Raw genomic sequence first — 22,615 nt, forward strand, 5'->3', positions numbered from 1 at the left:
TGATTGTAAATTAACGTAATGAAACATTTAAACCCAATACGAAGGTTCTGGTTAAAGGATAATTATTGGTCCAGTCTGCTGCAAATGCCAGCTGATTTGCATTGCCATCGCCTGATCCTCTACTGTAAGTAATTTGTTCAGGATCCCAACCTACCCATTTGGTAAAAGTGTGCAGGTTACGACCACTTGCATATACGGTTAAGCCACCAAGGTGAAGTTTATCTAACACTGACTGTGCGAAAACATAACTTAACGTCACATCCTTGATTCTGGTGTAACTTGCGTCTGATGCATAGCCATAACCCAAAGTATTGTTGTAAGATAATGCTGGTCTTGTCTGGCTCCTATTTTCAGGCGTCCAGTAACCAATTTCAGCAGGTGTATTTCTTCTTCCGGTTTCATCACCATAGCTTAAATCAGGGTTGTTTCTAGTCATCCCTTGAGCAGTTTGAATGAAAATGCTCAGGTTGATATTCTTGTAGTGGAAAGTATTGGTTATACCACCGGTCCATTTTGGATCAATTTGACCTAGAATCGTTCTGTCATCAGCAGTAATTTTACCGTCGCTCGTTAAATCAGCAAATTTCAGGCTTCCTGGTTTTGCTGTTGGGTCTTGTTTAGAAACGTCCTCTCCCGTTTGCCAAACGCCAGTCATTTGATAATCATACACTACTCTAATTGGCTTACCTATAAACCATCTGTTTCCTAAATCGTCTTTTCCATCGCCGTATAAATCGGTAATTTTATTTTTGTTAGTCGCAAAAACAAACATGGTTTCCCAACGGAAATCTTTACCAGCAATATTTTGTGTATTTAAAGTGATCTCTAAACCTTTATTCGTTGTTTTACCAATATTTTCTAACACTCTTGAGTAACCCGTTATAATTGGTAAAGCTCTATTTAATAAAAGACCTGATGTTTTATTCTGATATGCTTCTATACTACCATTAATCCTGTTGTTAAGAATACCGAAATCTAAGCCAATATTTGCCGTTTTTGTGGTTTCCCATTGTAATGATGTATTTCCTAAGTTATTTGGAGCAACACCAATTGTACTTATCCCATTAAATGGAGAGCGTAAAGAACCTTCTGTGGTTATGGTTCTGTAAACATCTACAGCCTCGTTACCTGTTTTACCGTATGATAATCTTAGTTTCAGGTTATTGAAAACCTTGGCGCTTTTCATAAAGTCTTCGTTAATGATATTCCAGCCAATTGCAGCAGAAGGGAAAACACCGTATTTGGTTGTATTTGCGCCAAAAACTGAAGAACCGTCTCTACGTGCAGTTAAAGTCAGTAAGTATTTGCTGTCATATGAATAAAACAAACGACCCATTTGTGAGTTCAATCCATATCTATCCCGGGAAGATCCACTGGTTTGTGTAGCTCCGGCACCCATATTATTCATACCCAATTCATCATTGATAAAACCAACTGCACCAGCTGTAGTAGAACTGTATTGACGCTCTTGAGCACTGTATAAAGCCGTAAAATCGAAGTGGTGCTTTTTAATGTCTTTGGAATAACTTAAGATATTTTCAACAGTATAACTATTTGTAGAGGCATTGAAACTACTTGCGGTACCATTTAAATCATTGGCTAAACGGCCAATATAACTTCCTCTTCTTTCTGGAAAATAAGTATAACCTGCATTTAAACGAAATTTTAAACCAGTTAAAGCACCGGGAAATTTAACTTCAGCGTAACCATTTCCATTAATGTTGGTCGTTCTGCTAATTTTAGTTGTTGTTAAACCAAGTAGTGGATTTGTGTACAACAACTCCGGACTCATCGGGTAAATCGCATACGTTCCATTTGCGTTATATTCCTGACCATAGGGACTCATCGCCGTAGCTAACAATAAGTTTGCCCTTCCACCATCATAGTTATTACTTGTTAAGAACATTGAAGTACCTACGGTTAAAAAGCTGGTAACATTAATATCCAGGTTAGAACGTAAACCGATGCGTTTAAACTCATAACCTTTAATTACACCCTTTTGATCCAGGTAATCACCAGAAATGAAATATTTAACATCCTGTGATCCGCCCGAAATACTAACATTATGATCCTGAATTACACCTTGTTGGGTTGCTTCTTTAACCCAATCGGTTGTGGTACCAGCATTATAAGCAGGAAGTTCACCGATATTTGGAACTGGTCTTTGTTGTACCTGGCCGGTTTGTTTAAGCATATCAGCATATTTTTGAACATAATCTGCACCGCTTCCTGGCTCCAAAATATGTGCAATATTATCGATACCTGCATAACCGCTATAACGAATAACCGGTTTACCAGTTGTTCCCCTTTTTGTGGTAATTAAGATTACGCCATTTGAGCCATTAGTACCATAAATTGCGGTAGCACTCGCATCTTTCAGAACCTCTACCGATGCAATATCATTGGGGTTAATGTCATTTAATGAACCACCGGTTTTGGTCAAAGGTACCCCATCCACAACCACATAAGGCCCAGTAGTTGCGCTTATTGAATTCTGACCTCTGATTAATGCATTTGGCTGGCTACCTGGAACTGAAGATGTCGTGCTAACATTGACACCTGCAACTGCACCTTCAATAGATTGTAAAACGTTGGTAACCGGTAGTTGCGACAATCGTGCTTTAGGTACAGAAACTACCGAACCGGTAACATCAGAACGCTTTTGCGTACCATAACCTACAACAATTACATCTTGTAAGTTTTTATCCTTATCCTCTGCAAGGATAATGCTCAGTTGCGTGTCATTAGCTACCAATACTGTATTCGTTACGTAACCTATAAAACTAATGACCAGGCTTTCTCCTTTCTGGGCTGATATTTTGAAATTTCCATTGGCATCGCTGGCCACCACCTGAGTAGTTCCCTTAACACTAATAGATGCACCTGGAATGGGGTTACCTTTATTATCTTTTACTTTTCCGGAAATTGAGATTTGAGCGATTGTTTGTGCAATTGAATTGTTTGATTTACCTAAGGATAGGATTAAAACAAACAAAAACATTACCGCACACTTAGATGTGTCTAGTAGTTTTCTTTTCATTTTTTAAGATTATTTGGTTAGTTAATAATTGAACCTCGAGAGGAATTCAAAAGTGTAGTCTATTAAAAATATTTCAGTAAATATTTAATCAGACCGGATGTAGAAATTGTGCATGAATAATGAAGGATTGATTATAACAATGTAAACATAAAATCCCAATGGAGTGAGGGGTAATACGGTAATAAGTAGGGGCTAAATCGTTACTTTTTATTAAAATTTAGCTTTTTAACCCCTAAATTGAAGATTGTAAACGTTTATTCTAAGTTTAATTTTTAAGCGTGTTTAAGATTGGCTGGTTAATTGCTTTTAAAATATTCTGATCAGGTTTAATCAGTTCTAAAACGGCGATATCATTTTTACCTTTTTTTAGCCACTCCTGAGGGATATAAAGCGTTTGCTGTGGACCAATTGCCCAGTACTTGCCTAAGTTGTGTCCGTTAACCCATACTACTCCTTTTCCCCAATCGGTCATATCTAAATAGGTATCGGCAACGGTTGATAGCTGAAAGGAACCTTTCTGCAATGTTGGCCCATTTCCATTAGCTTTTGATGAACCAGTAATGTTAAGACGATCGTTGCCAAAAGGGAAGCCATACATAGACCAGTTTTTAACTTCGGCACCATCAAAAGTAACCTGTTCGGTAATTCCTTTTTTGTTTTCGAGTAAATACTTTCCAAAATTTATCCGGCCCATATTCTCCACAAAAATATCAAGCTGTACCTCTCCTGCCGGAAGATCTAATGCTAATGTATTCTGGTTTAACCTACGGTCTAAAATACCTACTCTTTTTTGATTAATAAAAATGAGGGCATAATCGCGCAATTGTTTAAGCTGCAGTTCGCCTTTTTTACCACCCTGAATGGTGGTGCGGTATAATACGTAACCGTAATCCTGACTAAGATCCTCGAAAGTTAAAGGTATACTATTTTTTAATGCTTTAGGCAGGGCATTAAATAATGCTATTTTAGTACCCAATTTAAAAGGCGCAATGGCCATACTATGCTTTGCAGTGGGAATTGGTGGCAAACTTTGTCCTGCTGGAAGGTGTTTTTCGATCACACTTCTAAATGCCTTGAATTTTTCAGTCACATTTCCTGCCTCGTTTAAAGGTGCGTCATAATCATAGCTGCTGGTTTGTGGCTCGTAGGGCGAAATATCTTTGTAGTTTGCACCATTCATAAAATCGCGGGTGGTTCCTCCATGAAACATATACATATTAATTGAAATACCTGCTGTTAAAACAGAGTCTAACTTTTGGGTATATTGTGCTGCTGGAACAGTGTGATGAGGGGTTCCCCACCAATCAAACCAGGCAGGGTACCACTCTGCAATAAAATATGGCCCTTTGCCATTGTGATTTTCATTTACCAATTGCCTGATTTTTGCTGGATTATCAATACCGTTTAGTGCTGGCAGCAACCCGTCTAAATGCCCATCCTTTACATCTGCTGCGGGGTCGCAGGTATAAAGCAATCCATCAAAACCCGCTTCTATAAACATTTTCCGGTTGATAGCTAAATAGTTTTTATCGGCGGCATAAGAACCATATTCATTTTCCACCTGTACCATAATGATGTTACCACCATGGTTAATCTGCAATGGCGCCAACTGTTTACCAACTTCAATAATATACTTCTTATACTCCTCTAAATATTGTTGTTCGGTACTTCTTACCACCAAACCTTTTTCGGTTTGCAACCAATAAGGATACCCACCAAATTCCCACTCCGCACAAACGTAAGGGCTTGGTCTTAAAATAACCCATAGACCTTCCTGTTGGGCAATTTTTACAAATTCGGCAATGTTGTTATTACCTGAAAAATCGAACTTTCCTTTTTGTGGTTCGTGTAAATTCCAGAATACGTAGGTACCAATAGTATTTAAACCCATTGCTTTGGCCATTTTCATACGGGCCCGCCAGGCTTCTTTCGGTACACGTGGATAGTGCATCTCACCAGAAATAATCTGAAAAGGTTTTCCATCTAATAAAAAGTCTGTTTCTCCCAGCTTAAACGTATGTTTAGCTTGCTGGCCAAAAGCCGATAAGGAGAAACATATCGCCACCAACCATAGTAATTTTGCTTTCATTTTTTTTAAAGTTGTTTTTTAAGATGACCCTAATTTTGGGCAAAAAAGTTCCTTTTGCATGCTTTTATGCAATCCAATCATCAAGGTTTATATAAAAATTTTGTTTTTCTTTATTTTCTAAACACGCTCAGATCCCATTCATCTGCCCAGTTTATCGAAATTTTATCCTGCTCAAATTTGATCGGCAACCATAAATAACGGCCATCAATTGCATTTTTTGGCTCCCATTTATCGGCCATAAAAATAAAATCTCCCTTTTTACCCGGTGCTGGCAATACATGTGTACTTTGCCCACCATAGGTTAGTTTAGCACCTTCGCCCTGGCAAGGGTTTCCCATATAAGTCCAGGGTCCCCAGATATTGCTTGCTTTAAACCATCTTGCCGGATTTGGCGCCCAGCCTGTACAGCCTGAACCAACCATATAATAAGTTCCATTTTTCTTGAACAAAGCTGGTGCTTCGGTTTGCTGCCCTACATAAATTCTGATAAATTTTCCGGTATGCCCTAAATAATCTGGCGTTAATTCTGCTAAATGCAAGGTAAAATTCTCTTCGGAAGAAAATACATGATAGGCTTTTCCATCATCGTCAACGAAAACGGTCATGTCTCTTGCCATTTGTCCGCCAGGTAAATCCCTGCAGAAAAAGCCATCACTTTTATTGGCTGGTTGCTGGCAGTTTACCATATCTTTTTCGGCTGTGCCTGATGCATAAAAAGGCATTTTACCTGGATTTGGACGATAGCTCCTGATAAAAGTATATGGCCCGGTTGGACGATCTGCAACAGCTACACCTGATCTGGCTGCTGCATAACCTTTGCCCAAAAGTTCTAAGTGAAACCACATTACAAACTTTTTGGTTTTCTTGTTGTACACTACTTTAGGCCTTTCAAGGATACAGCCTTTGGCAATATCACTGGTCAAATCGTTTGAAACCGGCAAGGCAATGCCTTCATCTTTCCAATTGTATAAATCTTTCGATGAATAACAATGCACGCCTACCTGTGCCGTATTTCCTATTTCTCCTTCAATTTTATGTTCTCCAAACCAATAATAAACACCTTTATGCTCCACAATACCGCCGCCATGTGCATTGATATGAACACCTTTATCATCTTTCCAAATTTTACCTGGGGTAAAAGAGGTATAGGTTTGCTGTGCAGAAACAAAACTGTTTAAGCACAAACTAAAGGCGATAAATCCTAAAACAAAACTGATTCTCTTATTCATCATTTTAATTAACTAATTTTAATATTATATAGAAGTAATTACCTACATCTTTTCGACGGTATATCAACGTTTTATTTATTTTAAACTGGCACTATGGTCGTTCTCAAAATTCTCGCCGCTCCAGATCTTTTGTGCACTCCATTTTTCTGCCGGGTTAGCCCAAAAAGGATCTGATGCCGGCAAACCTAAAGGCAAGAAGATATTTGAGGCGATATAAGGGCTGCCCTGGTTGTTATAGAAATCGCCGAGATTGGGCTGATCGCCATATAAACCTATTGTTAACCATCCATTTTTATAAGTTGATGGGCTCTCTAAAGTTTTTCTGATTACCGCTGTTAAAGCACAACGTACCTGTGCCGGACTTAACTGTTTAGGCAATGCTTTTCTCCAGGCCATATCAGCCAAATGATGAAATGCAGCTCCACGATAAATGATCGAGCGACCAGTTGCAGGATAAGTGCCATCGGCATTGATTAATCTTTCCTGAATGATGGCATATCGTTCATTACGTTTTTTAATCTTCTCGAACATTTCTTTATAACTGCTCGTTTTAGTACCAATGATACTGGCCAAAGTAGCCAGATAAGGATGGATTACGTAACTATTGTAATAATCGAAGGCGAATGATGTTCCATCGGTGTACATTCCGTCACCTGTGTACCACTGTTCCATTTGTTGCAGGGCATAATCAACACGCATAGGGTCCCAACTATAACCGAACTTAGCCAGAAAAGCCTCGTTCATTGCTGAAAACAGTAACCAGTTAGAAAAAACTGGTTTAAATCTTCTGGTTGTTATAATAGATTGCATCATCAATGCCTGGTTTTTCTTATCCAGGTTTTCCCATAGCCATGGCGCACGGACCAAAGCAAGGGCTACGTAAGAAGCATCTACCAGTTGTTGCCCACCAATATCAAAGTTCATAAAATCTTTGGCGTTAGAATCTAAGGCATTCTTTAAGCCCTGAATAGCCCACTCGCGATATTGTTTCCTTAGCGCTACTTCTTCAGCCGAACCACCTTCTAACTGTAACCATGGTGCAATACCACTTAAAACCCTACCCAAAACCTCCACATATTGTACTTTAATGCGGTGTTCTTTATTATCTACATGGATAGAGGTAACCTTCGGCATCGCAATCCTCAAACTGTCTTTAGCCAAATTATATAAAACAGGTTTCACCATCTTATCCATTTGCTGCAACCAAAACTGCCTGTCAGTTAGCGCCGCACCTTTGGTATTTTTGGCTTTCTTTTGTGCAAAAACAGATCCACCGGCCAGGATGATCAATAAACCTGTAATCAAAATATTTTTAAGTCTCATTTTCTCTTTAAAATTTAGTGTTTGCTGGATAAATAGCGGTACATTTCGCTTCCTGCCAATAAAAATGCACCTACACCAAAATTCGTTGTAGAATTTACATCAACCACCTGACCCGGAATAGCTTTTTCACCAATCGGTTGTACATACCCCAGTTTACCGTTAGGCTGCAAAGCAGTTTTAGCCAGATATGTCCATGCTTTTTGTGCTGCTGGTAAATAGTTTTTTTCTTTTAAATAACCATTGTTTATCCCCCACAACAAACCATATGTAAAAAATGCCGTACCACTGGTTTCAGGTCCGGGCGCGTGTTGGGGATCGAGGATACTTCTGGTCCAATAGCCTTCTTCTTGCTGGCTTTTAACAATTGCTTTGGCCATATTGCGGTATTTGGTTAGGAATTCATTCCGGTGTGGATCTGTAAGGGGCAGATCTTTTAGCACTTTCGCCAAACCTGCAAACACCCAACCATCGCCCCTTGCCCAAAAATCTTTTTTACCATTGGCACTTTTATGTTTTGGATAAACATATTTGGCATCGCGGTAATAAAGCTTTTCCTTTTTATCGTACATGATGCTGTTGGCATACATAAAATATTCGTAGAGTTTATCCAGGTATTTTTGATCGCTGGTTACTTTATAAAGTTTGGTCATCACTGGCATTACCATGTACAAGCCGTCTGCCCACCACCAATAATCGTTATTGGGTGTACTCATTTCGTATTGCATTACCTCTTTTGCCCTGGCGATTTTATATTCTTCGGGTTTTAAGTGGTATAGATTGATATAGGTTTGAAAGCAGATTTGCCAATCGCCAAACAGTACATGTTCATCTGTTTCGCCATACTTATATTTCCAATTGGATTTATCGATTGATTTTGCGCCCATCCATTTGTTATATTCGGCCCAATCTTCTGAATATTTTCGGTATGCTTCGTTTTTGGTAACCTCATAGGCCTCCATGTTCCCTGTATGATAAGCTGCGTGATCCCAAAAGGCACGCACTTCGGGTTTATTGCTACTTTGCCAATAAGTATTTGCCCGGTTAATCATCTCCAGCACTTCTTCTTTTGACAGCTGGCTCTGGGCATTTACCGCTCCGCTGGTTAAGAAAAAGAGTAAGAAAAGCACTTTATATAATCTTGAATTCATTAGTGTATTGGTTTAATGCCATTTACAGTTGGTTTTACAGGCTTAATGGTTCCATCAGTATTAAATTCCATCCTGTCAATACAAACTTCGCGGTTGAAGCCTGCAGCGTCGCCCATTGAAATTCCTTTTGGCCGGGTAAAACGGTGGTAAACCATATACCATTCGTCTCTGCCATTCACTTTGATTACACTGTTGTGCCCTGTACCGTAGATACCCTGAGGTGCATCTTTTGCCAAAATCAGATTGTTTTCAGGGATGGTTATTTTCCCTGTAGGCGAGTCAGAAAAACCATATCTTACCCTGTAATTCTCACTTCGGGTATCATCTTCCGACCATAAAAAATAATATTTCCCATTTCTATAAAACACTTCTGTGCCTTCTCTGAAATCATTATTTGGGGTAATAATTTTAATCGCAGTGGTATCAATCGAAATCATATCATCATTTAATGGTGCAACAGCCATGTAGCCATTTCCCCAGTACAAATAACTTTTATTGGTTTTAGGATCGTTAAACACATCCGGATCAATCTCCTGACCACCTTTAATTCCTTTTGGCTTGCCCGCAATTAAAGCTTTGCCACTATCCTTAAATGGTCCTGCCGGATCATCAGCAACAGCAACACCAATTTTCTGTGCAGCTGTGAAATAATAGAAATATTTATATTTTCCATTTACTTTCTTTTCGATAATAGTAGGTGCCCAGGCATTCCTTTTTGCCCATGAAACGTCTTTTTCAAGATCTAATATTTTGCCTTCATCTTTCCAGTTAACCAGATCTGTTGAGGAAAAAGTTTTAAAATAAGTACCGCTCCAATTGTTAAATCCATCACTGGTTGGATAGATATAATATTTAGCAGTTTTATTGGAATATAAAATCTCAGGATCGGCATAATAGCCTTTTAGCACAGGGTTATTCGCTACTGCAACACTTACCTCGTAAGTTTTAGCTTGCTGACCAGGAATGCTCACCTTAATTTTTACAGGGCCTTTAGAAAAATCCAGTTTTCCTTTTGGCAGGATACTGATTTGGTTAAAGGTATTAAACTGCGGATCAAAAGCCTTTAGATCTGTGCCATAATTTACAGGGAGATAAAGTTTTTGGTTCACACTATCCAGCACAATATTATTTGGGTTGATTGCCTTGTTTTTTACAGTATGTAGAACAGACTCAACGGTATACCACTGTTTAAGTAACCGGCTTAACTCTTGTTGATTAATCGGCAAAATAGTTCCGTGCCTTGGATGAAAATCCATTGTAACATCCTGATCTACCACACTAAAATTTGTCAAATCTTTACTCTTAGTAAACTGGTAACGGCCTTTCATATATACATCATACATCAGGATATACTCATCGCCATGGTTCAGTTTAAAAACACCGGCACCTTCTACCGCTTCTTTAGTTTGTTGAAGGTATTTATCCTGTAATACATAACCTTCTGTTAGTTTATCAGAAACTGCTTTTTTAATACCATTGCCATTACCCTCTGTTTTAAAGAAAAGGTTGTATTTTCCTTTATCGTAAATAATATCTCCATCGATACAAGAGCCATTGGTTGGACTAAAAAAGAGCTGCTTTGGAGTGCTTTCCAGGTCGGTAAAATCCGCGTTGGCATAAGCGTAATAAATTTTATCAGGATCATCGCCATTCTTCATCGACCAATAAACCATATATTTTTTGGCTGTTTTATCATAGATGGTTTGCGGAGCCCAAACGCGCAGCAGGTTTTCGTTATTCGGAAAACGTTTTTGAATATTAACAACTGCTGATGTCCAATGGATCAGATCATTTGATTTCAACAATACCATGGCCCTGTTCAAGTTCCAGCCATTAGCCGAAACCATATCAGTAGCCACCATGTAAAAGGTTTTGCCATCTTCACCGCGCAGAATATGTGGATCGCGAACGCCACCAGTGCTGCTAATCTTTTCAGAAGAAATGATTGCGTTATTGTTATTTAATGCGCTATAATGATAACCATCGGTACTCACTGCAAAACGAATGGCTTCTTCTGCTTTCGAATTTCCGGTGAAATAGGTAAATAAGTAAGCCACATTCTCTTTTGATCCGGCTTTTTGACCAGAAGTTTTTTTAGGTTGTGCGATTATTTTTCCTGATAAACATATCAGCAATAAAAGAATAGCATATTTTGTTTGTGAATATTTCATTTCTCGTGTGGTTATTTTATTTTTTTGGTTTCCAATCCAATACCTGGACCTTTGTTGGCGCCTGGTCTGCTTTTCCTTCGCCATCTATTTGGGTAACATTTTGTAAAAATAGGCTTAATATACCTTTAGTTTTCCAAAGTTCAGTATCATACGTAGGTTCCCAATCGCCCATGCTTGTTTTGGTAAGGTCTTTAATTATCCAGTTTTCTGATCCAAGATGATCATTTAAAGCAATAGATGCCTTGTTTCCGCGTTCGGCATCTCTAAACAATAAACCTGCGGCATAATGTTTTCCATTTGGCCAAACGATAATCTGTGGTCGCGAAATTGGAATCCGCTTGGTACCGGTACCACTTAAGCTAAACATTGTTTTTCTAAAATTCAGGTTACTTACTTTCCAGCTGCTATCTGTTTTAAAGACAAGGTGATACTGAGGCCCGGTTTCATTCGCTCCGCGCCAATAACCAGCAATAAATACTTTACCTTTCGCATCGGCAAACATTGATGTTTGGTTAATCAACTCACTTTTCTGTGAAATTTTTACGGTATACTCTGCATTTGTGGCGGTAATGGGAAGCTTATATTTTTCGCCGGTAGATTTTAACCAGGTGATGCCTCCATCGGTTGATTTCGCATAACACAAATCATGGTTACTGGCTACATCAGGGCTTTCGCGCCAAACCCAAGATAAATGGATGGTTCCAACCTGATCTACTGCAACCTGCCAATAGGCATTACGCTGGCCTTCGCCATCAATCATTCCATCTTGTACCGGTGTCCACTTTCTGGTTTTTAAACTATAATGATTAATCATCAGGTTTCCGTTTCCAGAGCCCCCATCGCGGTAAAAAAACAAAAGATCGCCATTAGCCAGTTTATAAAACTCAGGATAACTGACTTTATTTTCCTTTGCGGAGAGCATAACTTCTTTTTTGCCTAAAGTTAACGAACCTGCTGAAGCTGATCTGGCGTAGTTTAAATTATTGTTATGCTGGCCCCAGGCAATATGAAGAAAACCATCCCCATCGATCATAATACTGATTGATTTATGCGCATCGGTAGCATCGCCTTTATAAGGTGTGATAACCGACGTCCAATGGGTAGAACCGATTTTTCGTTTGGCCAATACCACATTTTGTTCGTGATCATAGTAAGCTGCATACTGGCTGCCTTTAAAGCTAATTAAGGAATTTTTACGAAAAATAACTGTATTTACTGAATTGTTCGCCCAACCGTTGCTGGCAATAGTACTCAGCTGTGTTTCTTGAGCAACACTTATCAGACTAACACTGACGAACACACAGATTAGAAATATACTTTTATTGAGGTATTGATACATTATACGTTTACACTGATCGGCATTACATTTGGCAAAGCCTAAGTACCGAAATTTTTAAGCTTTAAACAGGGGGTTAAATCATACTTTGCAGGGGGTGTTTTAAGCTAAATGCCTTTTAAAACGTAAAATAGCGTAACTTTTATGTTGTAGCATTAACATTATAGTATTTATGAAAACTTTTCCGGTGTTTCTTTATAAAATCTGATGGCGTTAACTTAAACAGCTTTTGAAACTGCTCTCTAAAATATTTACTATCATTTATGCCAACTCTAAAGGCAGCTTCGTTAATATTTAAATTGGTATTGATTAATAATTCGGCAGCTTTTCTTAACCTGATAAAACGGATAAAACCATTTATAGATTGGCCTGAAGTAGCTTTGATTCTTTTATAAAGATTCGAATGACTCATTCCAAGATCAGATGCCAGTGTTTTTACGTTGAAGTTATCCTCCATTAAATTTTCTTCGATAATCATAATGCATTTTTGAAGAAAGCCCTTATCCTCCTGAGAGACTTTGTGGGCATCACTCTTCAAGGTTATTTCATTGTAGAAATAAGACTGAAGATTGGTCCTGTTTTTAATAATGCTGTTAATCTTAGCTGTAAAAAGTTCTTTATCGAAAGGTTTACCTATAAAATCGTAGGCACCAACTTCAATTCCTTTAAGTTTTACTTCCGGACCAGGGTCGCCGGTTAGCAGAATTACAGGAATATGGCTTAGGGCAGAATCGTCTTTAATCGCCTTACAGAGTTCGATACCGTTGAGGCCATCCATGTTTACATCAGATATGACGATATCTGGCAAATATTCTTTACAAAGTTTTAGTCCATCGGTACCGTTTTCGGCCTTGTAAATTTTGAAGTTATCTTGAAAAATCTGTTTAATGTAATCTATAATTTCAAGGTTATCATCAACAACCAAAATTGAGTGTAAATCTGAGATAAGCAATTCGAGGTTGCCTACATTCTCCGTGTCATTATTTTCAGCTTCTTCCTCTTGTGCAATAAGTTCATTTACATAGGTTAATTCATTTTGAAAAACACCGCTGTGTTGCAAATTTGGTTCTCCAACCGGAATATCGATCAAAAATATCGTACCTATTCCCTGATTGGAGCGGAATGAAATTTTACCCTGATGCAATTCTACAAAGTTTTTGGCCAGGTAAAGACCAATACCGAAACCCATTTTCAGCGATTCATTCGACATAACCTTATAAAATTTATCGAATAACTTTTCACCCACATGCGCCGGTATGCCCGGACCACTATCGCTCACTTCAATATGCACACGCATACCAAGGCTTTTAACACTAAATTTCACAAAACCGCCCTTTGGTGTAAATTTTAGTGCATTAGAGAGCAGGTTAAAAAAAACAATTTCGAGTTTGTCTTTATCTGCATAAATATCCAGGTCCTCTTCTTCGCACTCAAATATATACCCGATGTGATTCTGCTTTGCCAGATAATTAAAGCAGAGGAAAATCTCGTTTGTAAATTTGTATAGGTTGATCCTTACAATTTTCAAGGTATCATTTTCACTTTCCGTTTTTCTAAATAGCAATAACTGATCTACCAAGCTTAATAAACGCCTCGAATTTCGGTAAACTACACTTAAATCGTTCTTTTCCTGCCCCGGATCTTTTTTATGGATAATATCTTTAATCGGATTAACGATCAGGGTTAACGGTGTTCTAAGCTCGTGAGAAATATTAGTAAAGAAGTTTAACTTTTTCTCATTCAGGTCCTTTTCACGCTCCATTTTAAAATTGGTAAGCTCCACTTCGTGTTTTAATCTTCTCTGGCGGCTGCGATAAGTTTGAAAAAGATAAAACAGGGAAGATCCTATAATGAGATAAATGGAATAGGCCCACCAGGTACGATACCAGGGCGGTAAAATCCGAATGAACACGATCTTTTCGTTGTTGCTCCAGGCACCTTCTGTATCGGTACTTTTAATGTGCAGTTTATATTCGCCCTCACTTAATCTGGAATAATAAGCGGTACTCAATTTGTTTACATAATTCCAGTCTCTGTCCCAACCCTCCAGGTAATAAGCATACGAAATCTGGTCCTGAAAAGAAAATTCTATGGCTGCATAATCGATAGAAATCACCGCAGCATTATATGGGATTTCTATATGAGCTAAATTAACGATAGAGATATCCTTATAACCTGAATCCTGGTCGAGCGGAATATTATTGATCCTGAAATCTGTCAGCACCATTTTAGGTATCCTTCTATTTTTCTTTATGCTATCGGGCGAAAACAGGTTGAAGCCACCAATTCCACCAAATAAAAGATCACCATTAGTAAGCTTTAGGGCTGCATTGTAGTTAAACTGATTGCTCTGTAAACCATCAGTAGCATAGTAGTTTTTAAAGTTATGGTGTGTAATATCAAATTTCGACAGACCATTGTAGGTACTGCACCATAAATTTCCTTGTTTATCCTGGAGGATATTGAGTACCGAATTACCCGGCAATCCATCACTCTGGATATATCGTTTTATTTTTTTTGTTTCAGGATCAAAAAGCAGTAACCCTCCACCTTCTGTACCAATCCATATTTGATGATTTAAACCCTCCTGAATAGCCCTGATGGCAAAGTTGATTTTTGTATAATAATGTTTTTTATTAATTGGATCTATTTCAATCAAATCGGTATAATTCCCAGCCCAAAGCCTGCCTTTCGAATCCTGGAACAAGCTGTGAATATCCTTTAATTTATGGTCGAAAAGTTCAAATTTATCAGTACTCTTATTGTAACGGTATAATGCGCCACCTTTCGTGGTTCCTACCCAAATATTTTGTTGTTTGTCTTGATAAAGCTTCCAAATATTAATATCATCAATACCTTTAAAAGTATTATAACAGTTATAGTGGACAAATTTTCCGGTTGTTTTATTAAACCTGTCTATCCCTCCGCTAAAAGTGGCCACCCAGACATTGTGATCGGTATCATTTAAAATACTGGTAACAAAATTACTGGTTAAGGAATTCGGATCGCTGGTTTTAGCATAATTAGTAAACACATTTTGCTTCCGGTTCCAAACACTTAAACCACCTCCATCAGTTCCGATCCAGATGTTTTTGTGCTCATCTTCACTAAAGGAGAGCACAAAATTGTTAATTAAGGAATTTCTATTTAATGGATCATGTTTAATCGTGGTAAACCGCTCATTTTCCGGATCAATGATATTCACCCCGCCACGTAAGGTTGCTATCCACTTTCTGGATTCGCGGTCTTCGTAAACCTGTGCAATAGAATTACTGCTCAGTAAGTCTTTTTCTTTTCCTGCAGACAGGTAATTCGTTTTTTGATTTTTTGTGTCGTAAACAGCAATTCCCCCTCCATCGGTCGAAATCCATAGCTTTTGTTTCCGATCAAACAACAAATTCATAATATTCTCATTACTTAAATGCTGGTTGAACCTGATCAGGCTACCTCTGGCTTTATCAAACTGAAAAAGTCCGTGTTCTGTTCCAACCCAAAGCATTTGGTTGGCACCTTTGGTAATGCAAGTTACCGAGCGTATGGCAGAAGTTACTAAATGAAGTGTGTTTTTATCATGATCATACCTGCAAAGACCAACATCTTTTATAAAAAGCCAAAGGGTTTGATTTTCATCTACATATAAAGCTTTTACCGTAAAATCGAAATTTTTACCAAACGGGATCCGTTCTGCTGTACTACTATTCTTTTTAAGCATGAACAGGCCTTTTTCTTCAGTAGCCACATAAACAACTGAAGCTTTACTGATTGCAATTGAATTAATAGCATCACTTACTTCATTTTTTATGCCTTTATCCAGATAAACCAATTGATGAAACTTAGAATCGGCATAATCATAATATGAAATTCCTTTTTGCGTACCTACCCAAACCCTGTTATTCTCATCTCCATTCAATACTGTGATATGATTGTTTACCAATGAATGTTCATCTCCCCACCCATTTCTAAAAACCTTGAAATGATAACCATCATAACGGTTTAATCCGTCATAAGTACCCATCCACATAAAACCATAATGATCCAGATACAAGGAATTTACCACGTTGTTAGACAGACCACTTTCTACCCCAAGGTATTTAAGTGGAACAGTTAAAGACTGGGCAAAACCAATACCTGCGCCCATCCATAAAAATAGCATGAAGCAGGCAGTTTTTTTTTGTATAAGAAACATAGAGAAAACAGTACTGAAGTATTATTTGGTATGGAACGAATATACGTATTTTCTCATACTCCATTAGCTGCTATGATTTAGGATTAAATAGCTAATAGCGCAATATTTTCACTACATTAACGCAGTATATTAACTTATTTAAATTAAGCAGTATATTGACCATCAATCACTTAACATCAGAATGCCCGAGATATTTTGTAGGATTGACTTCATCACGAATAAGCTGTTTTAGCTGTTTAATTTCAGGAAAACTTTGCATCTGCTTTCTATCAAAAATCAGTTTTCCGTCAACATGAACTGTAAAAACACCAGATGTTTCACTCGGAATTAAAGTTACCCCCTTTACCTCATCTACAAAAGTGGTTAAAATTTCTTGTGCCATGTAAGCCGAACGTAACATCCAGCCACATTTAGGGCAATACGTGATATTAACAAGTGGTTTTTCCATAGATTTTTTTTACAAGGGTACAAAAAATTTGGATTGATGGAAAATGGAGATATTAGATGGTAACAGACTCAATTGAACATATATTGATGCAGAATGAGTTGATCTCCTCGCTGGCGCACGCGTGCCGCGTGTGCATTTTCTTTCATCACAACTCTTCCAATTCTATCAACCCCTTACCTCCACTATAATCTATTGCGCTGCTATATTTCCAATGCCATGCTTCGTTAACAAAACCTGCCACTACAGGATTATCGTGCAGGTAATCTGCCTTTTGCTCAATAACAGCCGTACTCCACAACTCTATTGGCTTATTGTGCTGCCAAAATTGATATTCTTTAACGTTACTGCTTTTTAAGCCTGCCCGTTCAAACATCCATAGCAGCCATTCTTTTCTACTTTCCTGGCTGTTCTCTTTAATTGCTTTTACAATTTCTTTGGAAGTATATTCTTTAATTCTGCCTAATAAGATATCTGGATTATGATTTTTTGCACTAAAAATTAAATGTATATGACTTGGCATAATACACCAGCAATAAAGTTCTAAGCCGAGATTTTTCTTACAGTAAATTAAGCTATCAACGATAATATTGCAATATACCGGACGAACAAATATATCTATCCAATATACTGTTGCAAAACTTACAAAGTATAAGCCTTCTTTATTATAAAATTTATATTTACGGCTCATTTCTTTAGGTTTTCCACATGTTAAACACAACTGTGCTAGCAAAAGTTTTTGTGCTTTGTTTTTCAAAAATACGGAATGAATTAACCATTTTAGCTGGGATAGCAGGCAAGATAATGGTTTTAACTTGTGGAACTTTACTGTTATTTAAATATAAGAAAATGAATGGAAAAAAGTGGCTTTCTTAAATATTAACCTACATTTCACACGCGGCACGCGCGCGCTAGCAAGAGAAATTACGATCTCTTGAATAGAATTTAGCATGAATTGCTGAGCTAAATTGCACACGCGGCACGCGTGCGCTAGCAAGGGTTTTGCCAATTGGGCTGAAACAGCTTAAAATGTATGCGGAATCAACGTTATAAATTTTATGATTTCTTTTTGCGCTTTTTCCTTTTCTTCCACCAGATGATAAAACCAGTAATGGGTAAACTTGCTGCTATCAAAGCTGCCAGAAGAGAAAGAATTTTATTTGGAAGGCCCAAAAGCCTACCCGTATGCAGATCATAATTAGTGGCTTCTATTAAATCGGCACCGTTAAAATCTTTATACAGTTTGGCCCTGATCATTTTACCAGTAGCTTCCTCATAAAAAAAGGTATTCTGTTTGCGCGCCCAATGGTAAGGATAAATCATTCTTAATCGCAGTTCGCCTTTACCACGCAGCGAAAAACTAGTGGAAATAGCACCAGGGTATTTCATTTTAGCCTCAGTGTAAATTTTATTGTAACGTAAAGGTACCGAATCGAGATGCGTAGGTTTGGCCGAAACGATAGCTTTGCCCTGCCCTAATTTACTTCCCGTAAAAAAACTAGCAGCATTTTTCACCTCTTTAAATGCAAAATACAAACCGCTCAAAGCGGTAATCAATAGCACAACTGACGCATAAAAACCCAATACATTATGCAAATCATAATTCAGTCGTTTAAATGATGCTTTTCGTTTAATGGTTAACGATTGCTTTAATAAGCGCATTTGGCCCGGAAACCAGAGTATCAGTCCGGTTATCAGCATCAGTATAAAAATAACTACCGACCATTCTATGATGAACTTCCCGGTTTTACCTAGCAATAGCGAGGTATGGAGATGCTCTACAACCTGGAGCCAATCTTCGCCACCTTTTTTAACCAAAGTGGCATCGTAAGGATTAAAATAGTAAACCTTACCCTTTTTATTGGTAAGTTCTACCGTTGCATTTGGCAAGGCATCTTCAATTCTGATCAGCCTCAATTCATCTTTCGGCGAAAGTTTCTCGAATCCTGAAATAACTTTATCTAAACCTATAAAAGGCTTCTCCTGAAGCCGAACATAGCGGTAATCTTTTTGTGTAAAATCCCTGATTTCTTCTTCAAAGATATAGAGCGCACCAGTTACACTAATAATAAATACCACCAGGCCAGTCGCCAGGCCGAGCCAGAGATGAATGTTCCTGATCGTATTTTTAAATTTCCTATTCTTCATTGCCTAAAAAGCGTAGCCTAGTGACAGGTTAAATCTACGTCCATTCCCTCTCACATAATTTACATTGCTGCCATAAAACTGAGAAATAGCAGGGTAATAAACTTTATTCAATAAATTTTCTATTCCTAACGATAGTTTTAATGGTTGTGTAACCTGATATACTGCTGCAACATTAAATAAGTTGAAGGCTTTTACCGGGCCTTCTCCGATTAAATATTTACCGGCAGCATTGGTTTTAAAACGGTCGCGATTTCCTACACGCATCCAGTTTACATCCAAACTTAAGTTTTTAATGCCTGAATACTTAAGATAAACAGTAGTTTTTGAAGGTGGGATACGTGTTGTGTTTAAGTATACATCCTTCTCTCCGTTAAAATTACCGTCATCATCCACATCGCCTTTTCCTTCTACCTGTGCATAATTACCACCGATACTCAGTTCCTTTAGTAACTGATAATCAGCCTGGATTTCAAATCCATATACACGCTCGGGAATACGTTGAGAGATGTAAGTTCCATTCACCTCTAAAAGATTGGCACCCAGTTTAGAAGTGCTGTAATAGTAAGCAGCACTGAAATTCAGTTTACCTACGCTGCTGCTAAAACCCGCTTCATAATTATTTACAATAATTGGTTTGGTTTCTAATTGCGATAAAGTATTACTTTTTGCCGCCCTTAATACCCTACCTAACTCAAATACCGAGAACGACTGCGCATAACTGATAAAAGGATTAAAAAACTTGAATTTTGAGTAACGTGCTCCGGCATTAAATACCAAAGCGTTGTAGTTTAATTTTCCACCCTGTACCGCTATACTTCCTGCACCGTTTGCACCGGTAGCCAGGGTATTAAAATCGTCTACATTAATGTTAATATTTTCGACCCTTAAACCTCCTTTTATGGTTAAATCATTGATTAAAGTTGCAGAAGCCTGTAAGTAGGGTGCGAAGTTGACCATATTCATATTAGGCACCCATAAACGACCATCAGTTAAACTTTGAGCAGTTTTATCGTTCATTAAATCCAAACCATAGTTCAATTGCATGGGTACCTGGTCTGTAACGTTAAAAGGTGTGTTCAGGTTTACCCTTGCTCCTTTTTTGGTAGAGGTAATGGCCGATTGGCCGCTTCCGAAAAATGAAGCGGAGTTGGAATAAATCGTATAAAAATCCTGGTAATATACATTGGCTGTTAAATCGGTTTTCCCGAAAATCTGTTGATTGGTATATTGTAAATTCGCATTGTGGTTAAACCTGGTTCCCTCATCTTCGCCCAATCTTGTGCCATAAATACCGATAGCAGGCGATTGACCGTAAACACCATCTTTAGTTATATATTTCGAGTGTTGTCTGGAGCTGAAATAATTATACATCACCTGCAAGCGCTGTTTAGGCGTAAAATTATAACCCAATTTTACAAATCCGTTATAAGATCTGGTTTCGCCCAAACCATATTCCGGCGAGATAACCAAGCCCTCAGCATCGCGGAAAACACCTGTTTTTTCGAACATCCCGCTTACCAGGTAATCAAATTTACCTATCTTGCCATAAAGCTGTTGCGAAAAACGGTAGCCAATGGTGCTATCGCCCTTTAAGTTTCCGGTAATTCCAGCCTGTGAATAACCTCCGAATGATTTTCCCTGGTCGGCCTTTTTAGTAATATAATTAATCAAACCTCCTTCTGCACCATTACCGTAAATAGCGGTGGCACCTTTAATTACTTCAACACGCTCAATCACTGATGGATCTATACTTCGGATATCCCTTCCTCCTGCTCTTAAAGGCGTAGATTGCGGAATACCATCAATTAATACCAAAACATTTCTACCGCGCAAAGTCTGACCGGAGTTACCCGTTTGATTAGTAGAAAAACCCAATCCTGGTACACTATATGAAAGGATATTGGCCAAATTTGGACTGATTGCAGATTGTGTATTCAATTCCTTAACGGTAAGCACCGTTACCGAAGATGGTGTTTGCGATAAAGATTCGGGTCTTCTACTTGCCGAAACAATCACGTCGTTCAGTTCTGAGCGCTGCTCTTTTAAAACAAATATTACCTGAGTGGTGTCGTTTGCAGTAACCGATACCACTTGTTCGAGTTGATCATATCCGGTAATCGAAACCCTTATCTGTTGGTTTCCGGCAGGAACAGCTGTTAACTTAAATGCGCCTGATTTATCAGAAGTAGTTTTAAGATTCTGTTTTCTAACCTGTATATTGGCAAAAGAAATACTATTCCCTAACGAATCGACAACTTTTCCACTAATTGTTCCCTTCCCTGTTTGTGCAAAGAGGGTGGTTGTGAATAGAAGTGTAATAAGAGCAGTGGCAAAAAATTTCAGGTATGGGTATCTCATGCAATTTCTAAATTTCGGCAAAGCTAACATTATTTAGACTCGTTAAAAATAATAAATCAAAAAAAGATGCCTACCTGCTGTTAATCATTCATCATTTTAAAATAAATAAGGCATAAGATTTAATTTATTTGATATTTGCGTTAAACTGTTTGAAGTAAAAAGATGTTGGAAACAAAGATGATGTACGCAATGATCACCGGAGCCAGCAAAGGTATTGGCAAATCGATGGCCATTGCGCTGGCCAGAAGAAAAATCAACTTGTTGCTTATTGCCCGTTCGGCTGATGAATTAAGTGTTTTACAATCAGCGATTAAAAATCAATATGGGGTTGAAGTGCACATCCTGGCGATCGATCTTAGCCATATTGAAGCGCCCAAAGCAGTATTAAACTGGATAACTGCAAACAATTATGCCATTAATATCCTGATTAACAATGCAGGTTATGGATTGTGGGGCAAATTTGCAGAGCTGGATTTAAGTGCTCAGTTAGAAATGTGTCAATTAAATATGACTACAGTAACGTCATTGTGCCATTTATTACTTCCAATCCTTTCAACTGAAAAAAAGGCTTATATACTCAACGTTTGCAGCACTGCAGCCTACCAGGCGGTACCTACTTTGGCCATTTATTCGGCAACTAAAGCTTTTATTTTATCTTTTACGAGAGCTTTACGATTCGAACTTAAAGATGGTCCGGTTTCAGTGAGCTGCCTGAGCCCAGGCCCTGTTGATACCGGTTTTGCACACCGCGCCGGACTGGATGCTTTTAACAAAATGGCAGAGAAGTTTAACATGAAGCCTGATGATGTGGCCGAAATTGCCATAAAAGGAATGTTCGCAGGGAAATCTGAAATTATTCCAGGTTTTACCAATATCATCAGTGTATATGCCAATAGAATCTTGCCTAAGGGATTCATCGAAAAAATGGCCGCAGGGATTTATAAAACTTAATTCTATGTAGTCAAATGTTACCATCTAACTAATCGCACACCTCATTTCCGTGAATTATCCTGTTTGATGTATGAGTGTCGGATGGGAACATCCAACTCCACGGATATGATATCAAAATTGATTTGGAAATGAACAGTTCTCTGAGCTTGGCATTTTTAGTCCCGCATTCCATTACAAGTCCGCACTCGTTC

Annotated in this window: 13 protein-coding genes; 1 reads left to right on the forward strand and 12 read right to left on the reverse strand. The window is 38.2% G+C overall.

Annotation, left to right across the window (positions count from 1 at the left end; genetic code table 11):
- Window positions 1-10: 10 nt before the first annotated feature.
- From IM793_RS23260 to IM793_RS23315, 12 genes are all read right to left on the reverse strand, one after another.
- Window positions 11-3,040, reverse strand: a complete 3,030-nt coding sequence (locus IM793_RS23260; protein WP_193425668.1) for a TonB-dependent receptor — start codon at window positions 3,038-3,040, stop codon at window positions 11-13.
- A gap of 265 nt (window positions 3,041-3,305) precedes the next feature.
- A complete protein-coding gene (locus IM793_RS23265; protein WP_193425670.1) occupies window positions 3,306-5,129 on the reverse strand; it encodes a beta-galactosidase in 1,824 nt (607 codons plus the stop codon).
- Between the two features lie 110 nt (window positions 5,130-5,239).
- The gene (locus tag IM793_RS23270; RefSeq protein WP_193425672.1) at window positions 5,240-6,358 is read right to left on the reverse strand and encodes a glycoside hydrolase family 43 protein; all 1,119 of its coding nucleotides are present in this window, start codon (window positions 6,356-6,358) and stop codon (window positions 5,240-5,242) included.
- 75 nt (window positions 6,359-6,433) lie between these two features.
- On the reverse strand, window positions 6,434-7,681 hold the full coding sequence (locus tag IM793_RS23275; RefSeq protein ID WP_193425674.1) for a DUF2264 domain-containing protein: 1,248 nt from the start codon (window positions 7,679-7,681) through the stop codon (window positions 6,434-6,436).
- A 14-nt stretch (window positions 7,682-7,695) separates the two neighbouring features.
- Complete coding sequence (locus IM793_RS23280; protein WP_193425677.1) at window positions 7,696-8,829, reverse strand: glycoside hydrolase family 88 protein; 1,134 nt, start codon at window positions 8,827-8,829, stop codon at window positions 7,696-7,698.
- Entirely contained in the window at window positions 8,829-11,000 is a 2,172-nt protein-coding gene (locus IM793_RS23285; RefSeq protein WP_193425679.1) for a family 43 glycosylhydrolase, read from the reverse strand. Before IM793_RS23285 ends, IM793_RS23280 begins: the two co-directional genes overlap by 1 nt.
- 16 nt (window positions 11,001-11,016) lie before the next feature.
- Window positions 11,017-12,339, reverse strand: a complete 1,323-nt coding sequence (locus IM793_RS23290; protein WP_193425681.1) for a BNR repeat-containing protein — start codon at window positions 12,337-12,339, stop codon at window positions 11,017-11,019.
- A gap of 139 nt (window positions 12,340-12,478) precedes the next feature.
- Window positions 12,479-16,489: a hybrid sensor histidine kinase/response regulator transcription factor gene (locus IM793_RS23295; RefSeq protein WP_193425684.1), complete on the reverse strand. Its 4,011-nt coding sequence runs from the start codon at window positions 16,487-16,489 to the stop codon at window positions 12,479-12,481.
- 199 nt (window positions 16,490-16,688) lie between these two features.
- Complete coding sequence (locus IM793_RS23300; protein ID WP_193425686.1) at window positions 16,689-16,970, reverse strand: SelT/SelW/SelH family protein; 282 nt, start codon at window positions 16,968-16,970, stop codon at window positions 16,689-16,691.
- A gap of 145 nt (window positions 16,971-17,115) precedes the next feature.
- The gene (locus IM793_RS23305) at window positions 17,116-17,658 is read right to left on the reverse strand and encodes a transposase (protein WP_193425688.1); all 543 of its coding nucleotides are present in this window, start codon (window positions 17,656-17,658) and stop codon (window positions 17,116-17,118) included.
- Between the two features lie 365 nt (window positions 17,659-18,023).
- On the reverse strand, window positions 18,024-19,115 hold the full coding sequence (locus IM793_RS23310; RefSeq protein WP_193425690.1) for a PepSY domain-containing protein: 1,092 nt from the start codon (window positions 19,113-19,115) through the stop codon (window positions 18,024-18,026).
- A 3-nt stretch (window positions 19,116-19,118) separates the two neighbouring features.
- Complete coding sequence (locus tag IM793_RS23315; RefSeq protein ID WP_193425692.1) at window positions 19,119-21,473, reverse strand: TonB-dependent receptor; 2,355 nt, start codon at window positions 21,471-21,473, stop codon at window positions 19,119-19,121.
- A gap of 162 nt (window positions 21,474-21,635) precedes the next feature.
- On the opposite strand from IM793_RS23315, the gene IM793_RS23320 reads away from it, so the two are divergent.
- Window positions 21,636-22,424 (forward strand): SDR family oxidoreductase, encoded by a 789-nt coding sequence (locus IM793_RS23320; RefSeq protein ID WP_227256365.1) that lies wholly within the window; start codon window positions 21,636-21,638, stop codon window positions 22,422-22,424.
- Window positions 22,425-22,615 lie beyond the last annotated feature (191 nt).

This window comes from Pedobacter sp. MR2016-19 (assembly GCF_014947265.1).
Lineage (GTDB): Bacteria > Bacteroidota > Bacteroidia > Sphingobacteriales > Sphingobacteriaceae > Pedobacter.

What these genes read in the sequence shown, in the direction of transcription:
- IM793_RS23260 (WP_193425668.1), bottom strand. Translation starts at nt 3,040, where the DNA reads ATGAAAAGAAAACTACTAGACACATCTAAGTGTGCGGTAATGTTTTTG.
- IM793_RS23265 (WP_193425670.1), bottom strand. Translation starts at nt 5,129, where the DNA reads ATGAAAGCAAAATTACTATGGTTGGTGGCGATATGTTTCTCCTTATCG.
- IM793_RS23270 (WP_193425672.1), bottom strand. Translation starts at nt 6,358, where the DNA reads ATGAATAAGAGAATCAGTTTTGTTTTAGGATTTATCGCCTTTAGTTTG.
- IM793_RS23275 (WP_193425674.1), bottom strand. Translation starts at nt 7,681, where the DNA reads ATGAGACTTAAAAATATTTTGATTACAGGTTTATTGATCATCCTGGCC.
- IM793_RS23280 (WP_193425677.1), bottom strand. Translation starts at nt 8,829, where the DNA reads ATGAATTCAAGATTATATAAAGTGCTTTTCTTACTCTTTTTCTTAACC.
- IM793_RS23285 (WP_193425679.1), bottom strand. Translation starts at nt 11,000, where the DNA reads ATGAAATATTCACAAACAAAATATGCTATTCTTTTATTGCTGATATGT.
- IM793_RS23290 (WP_193425681.1), bottom strand. Translation starts at nt 12,339, where the DNA reads ATGTATCAATACCTCAATAAAAGTATATTTCTAATCTGTGTGTTCGTC.
- IM793_RS23295 (WP_193425684.1), bottom strand. Translation starts at nt 16,489, where the DNA reads ATGCTATTTTTATGGATGGGCGCAGGTATTGGTTTTGCCCAGTCTTTA.
- IM793_RS23300 (WP_193425686.1), bottom strand. Translation starts at nt 16,970, where the DNA reads ATGGAAAAACCACTTGTTAATATCACGTATTGCCCTAAATGTGGCTGG.
- IM793_RS23305 (WP_193425688.1), bottom strand. Translation starts at nt 17,658, where the DNA reads ATGAGCCGTAAATATAAATTTTATAATAAAGAAGGCTTATACTTTGTA.
- IM793_RS23310 (WP_193425690.1), bottom strand. Translation starts at nt 19,115, where the DNA reads ATGAAGAATAGGAAATTTAAAAATACGATCAGGAACATTCATCTCTGG.
- IM793_RS23315 (WP_193425692.1), bottom strand. Translation starts at nt 21,473, where the DNA reads ATGAGATACCCATACCTGAAATTTTTTGCCACTGCTCTTATTACACTT.
- IM793_RS23320 (WP_227256365.1), top strand. Translation starts at nt 21,636, where the DNA reads ATGTTGGAAACAAAGATGATGTACGCAATGATCACCGGAGCCAGCAAA.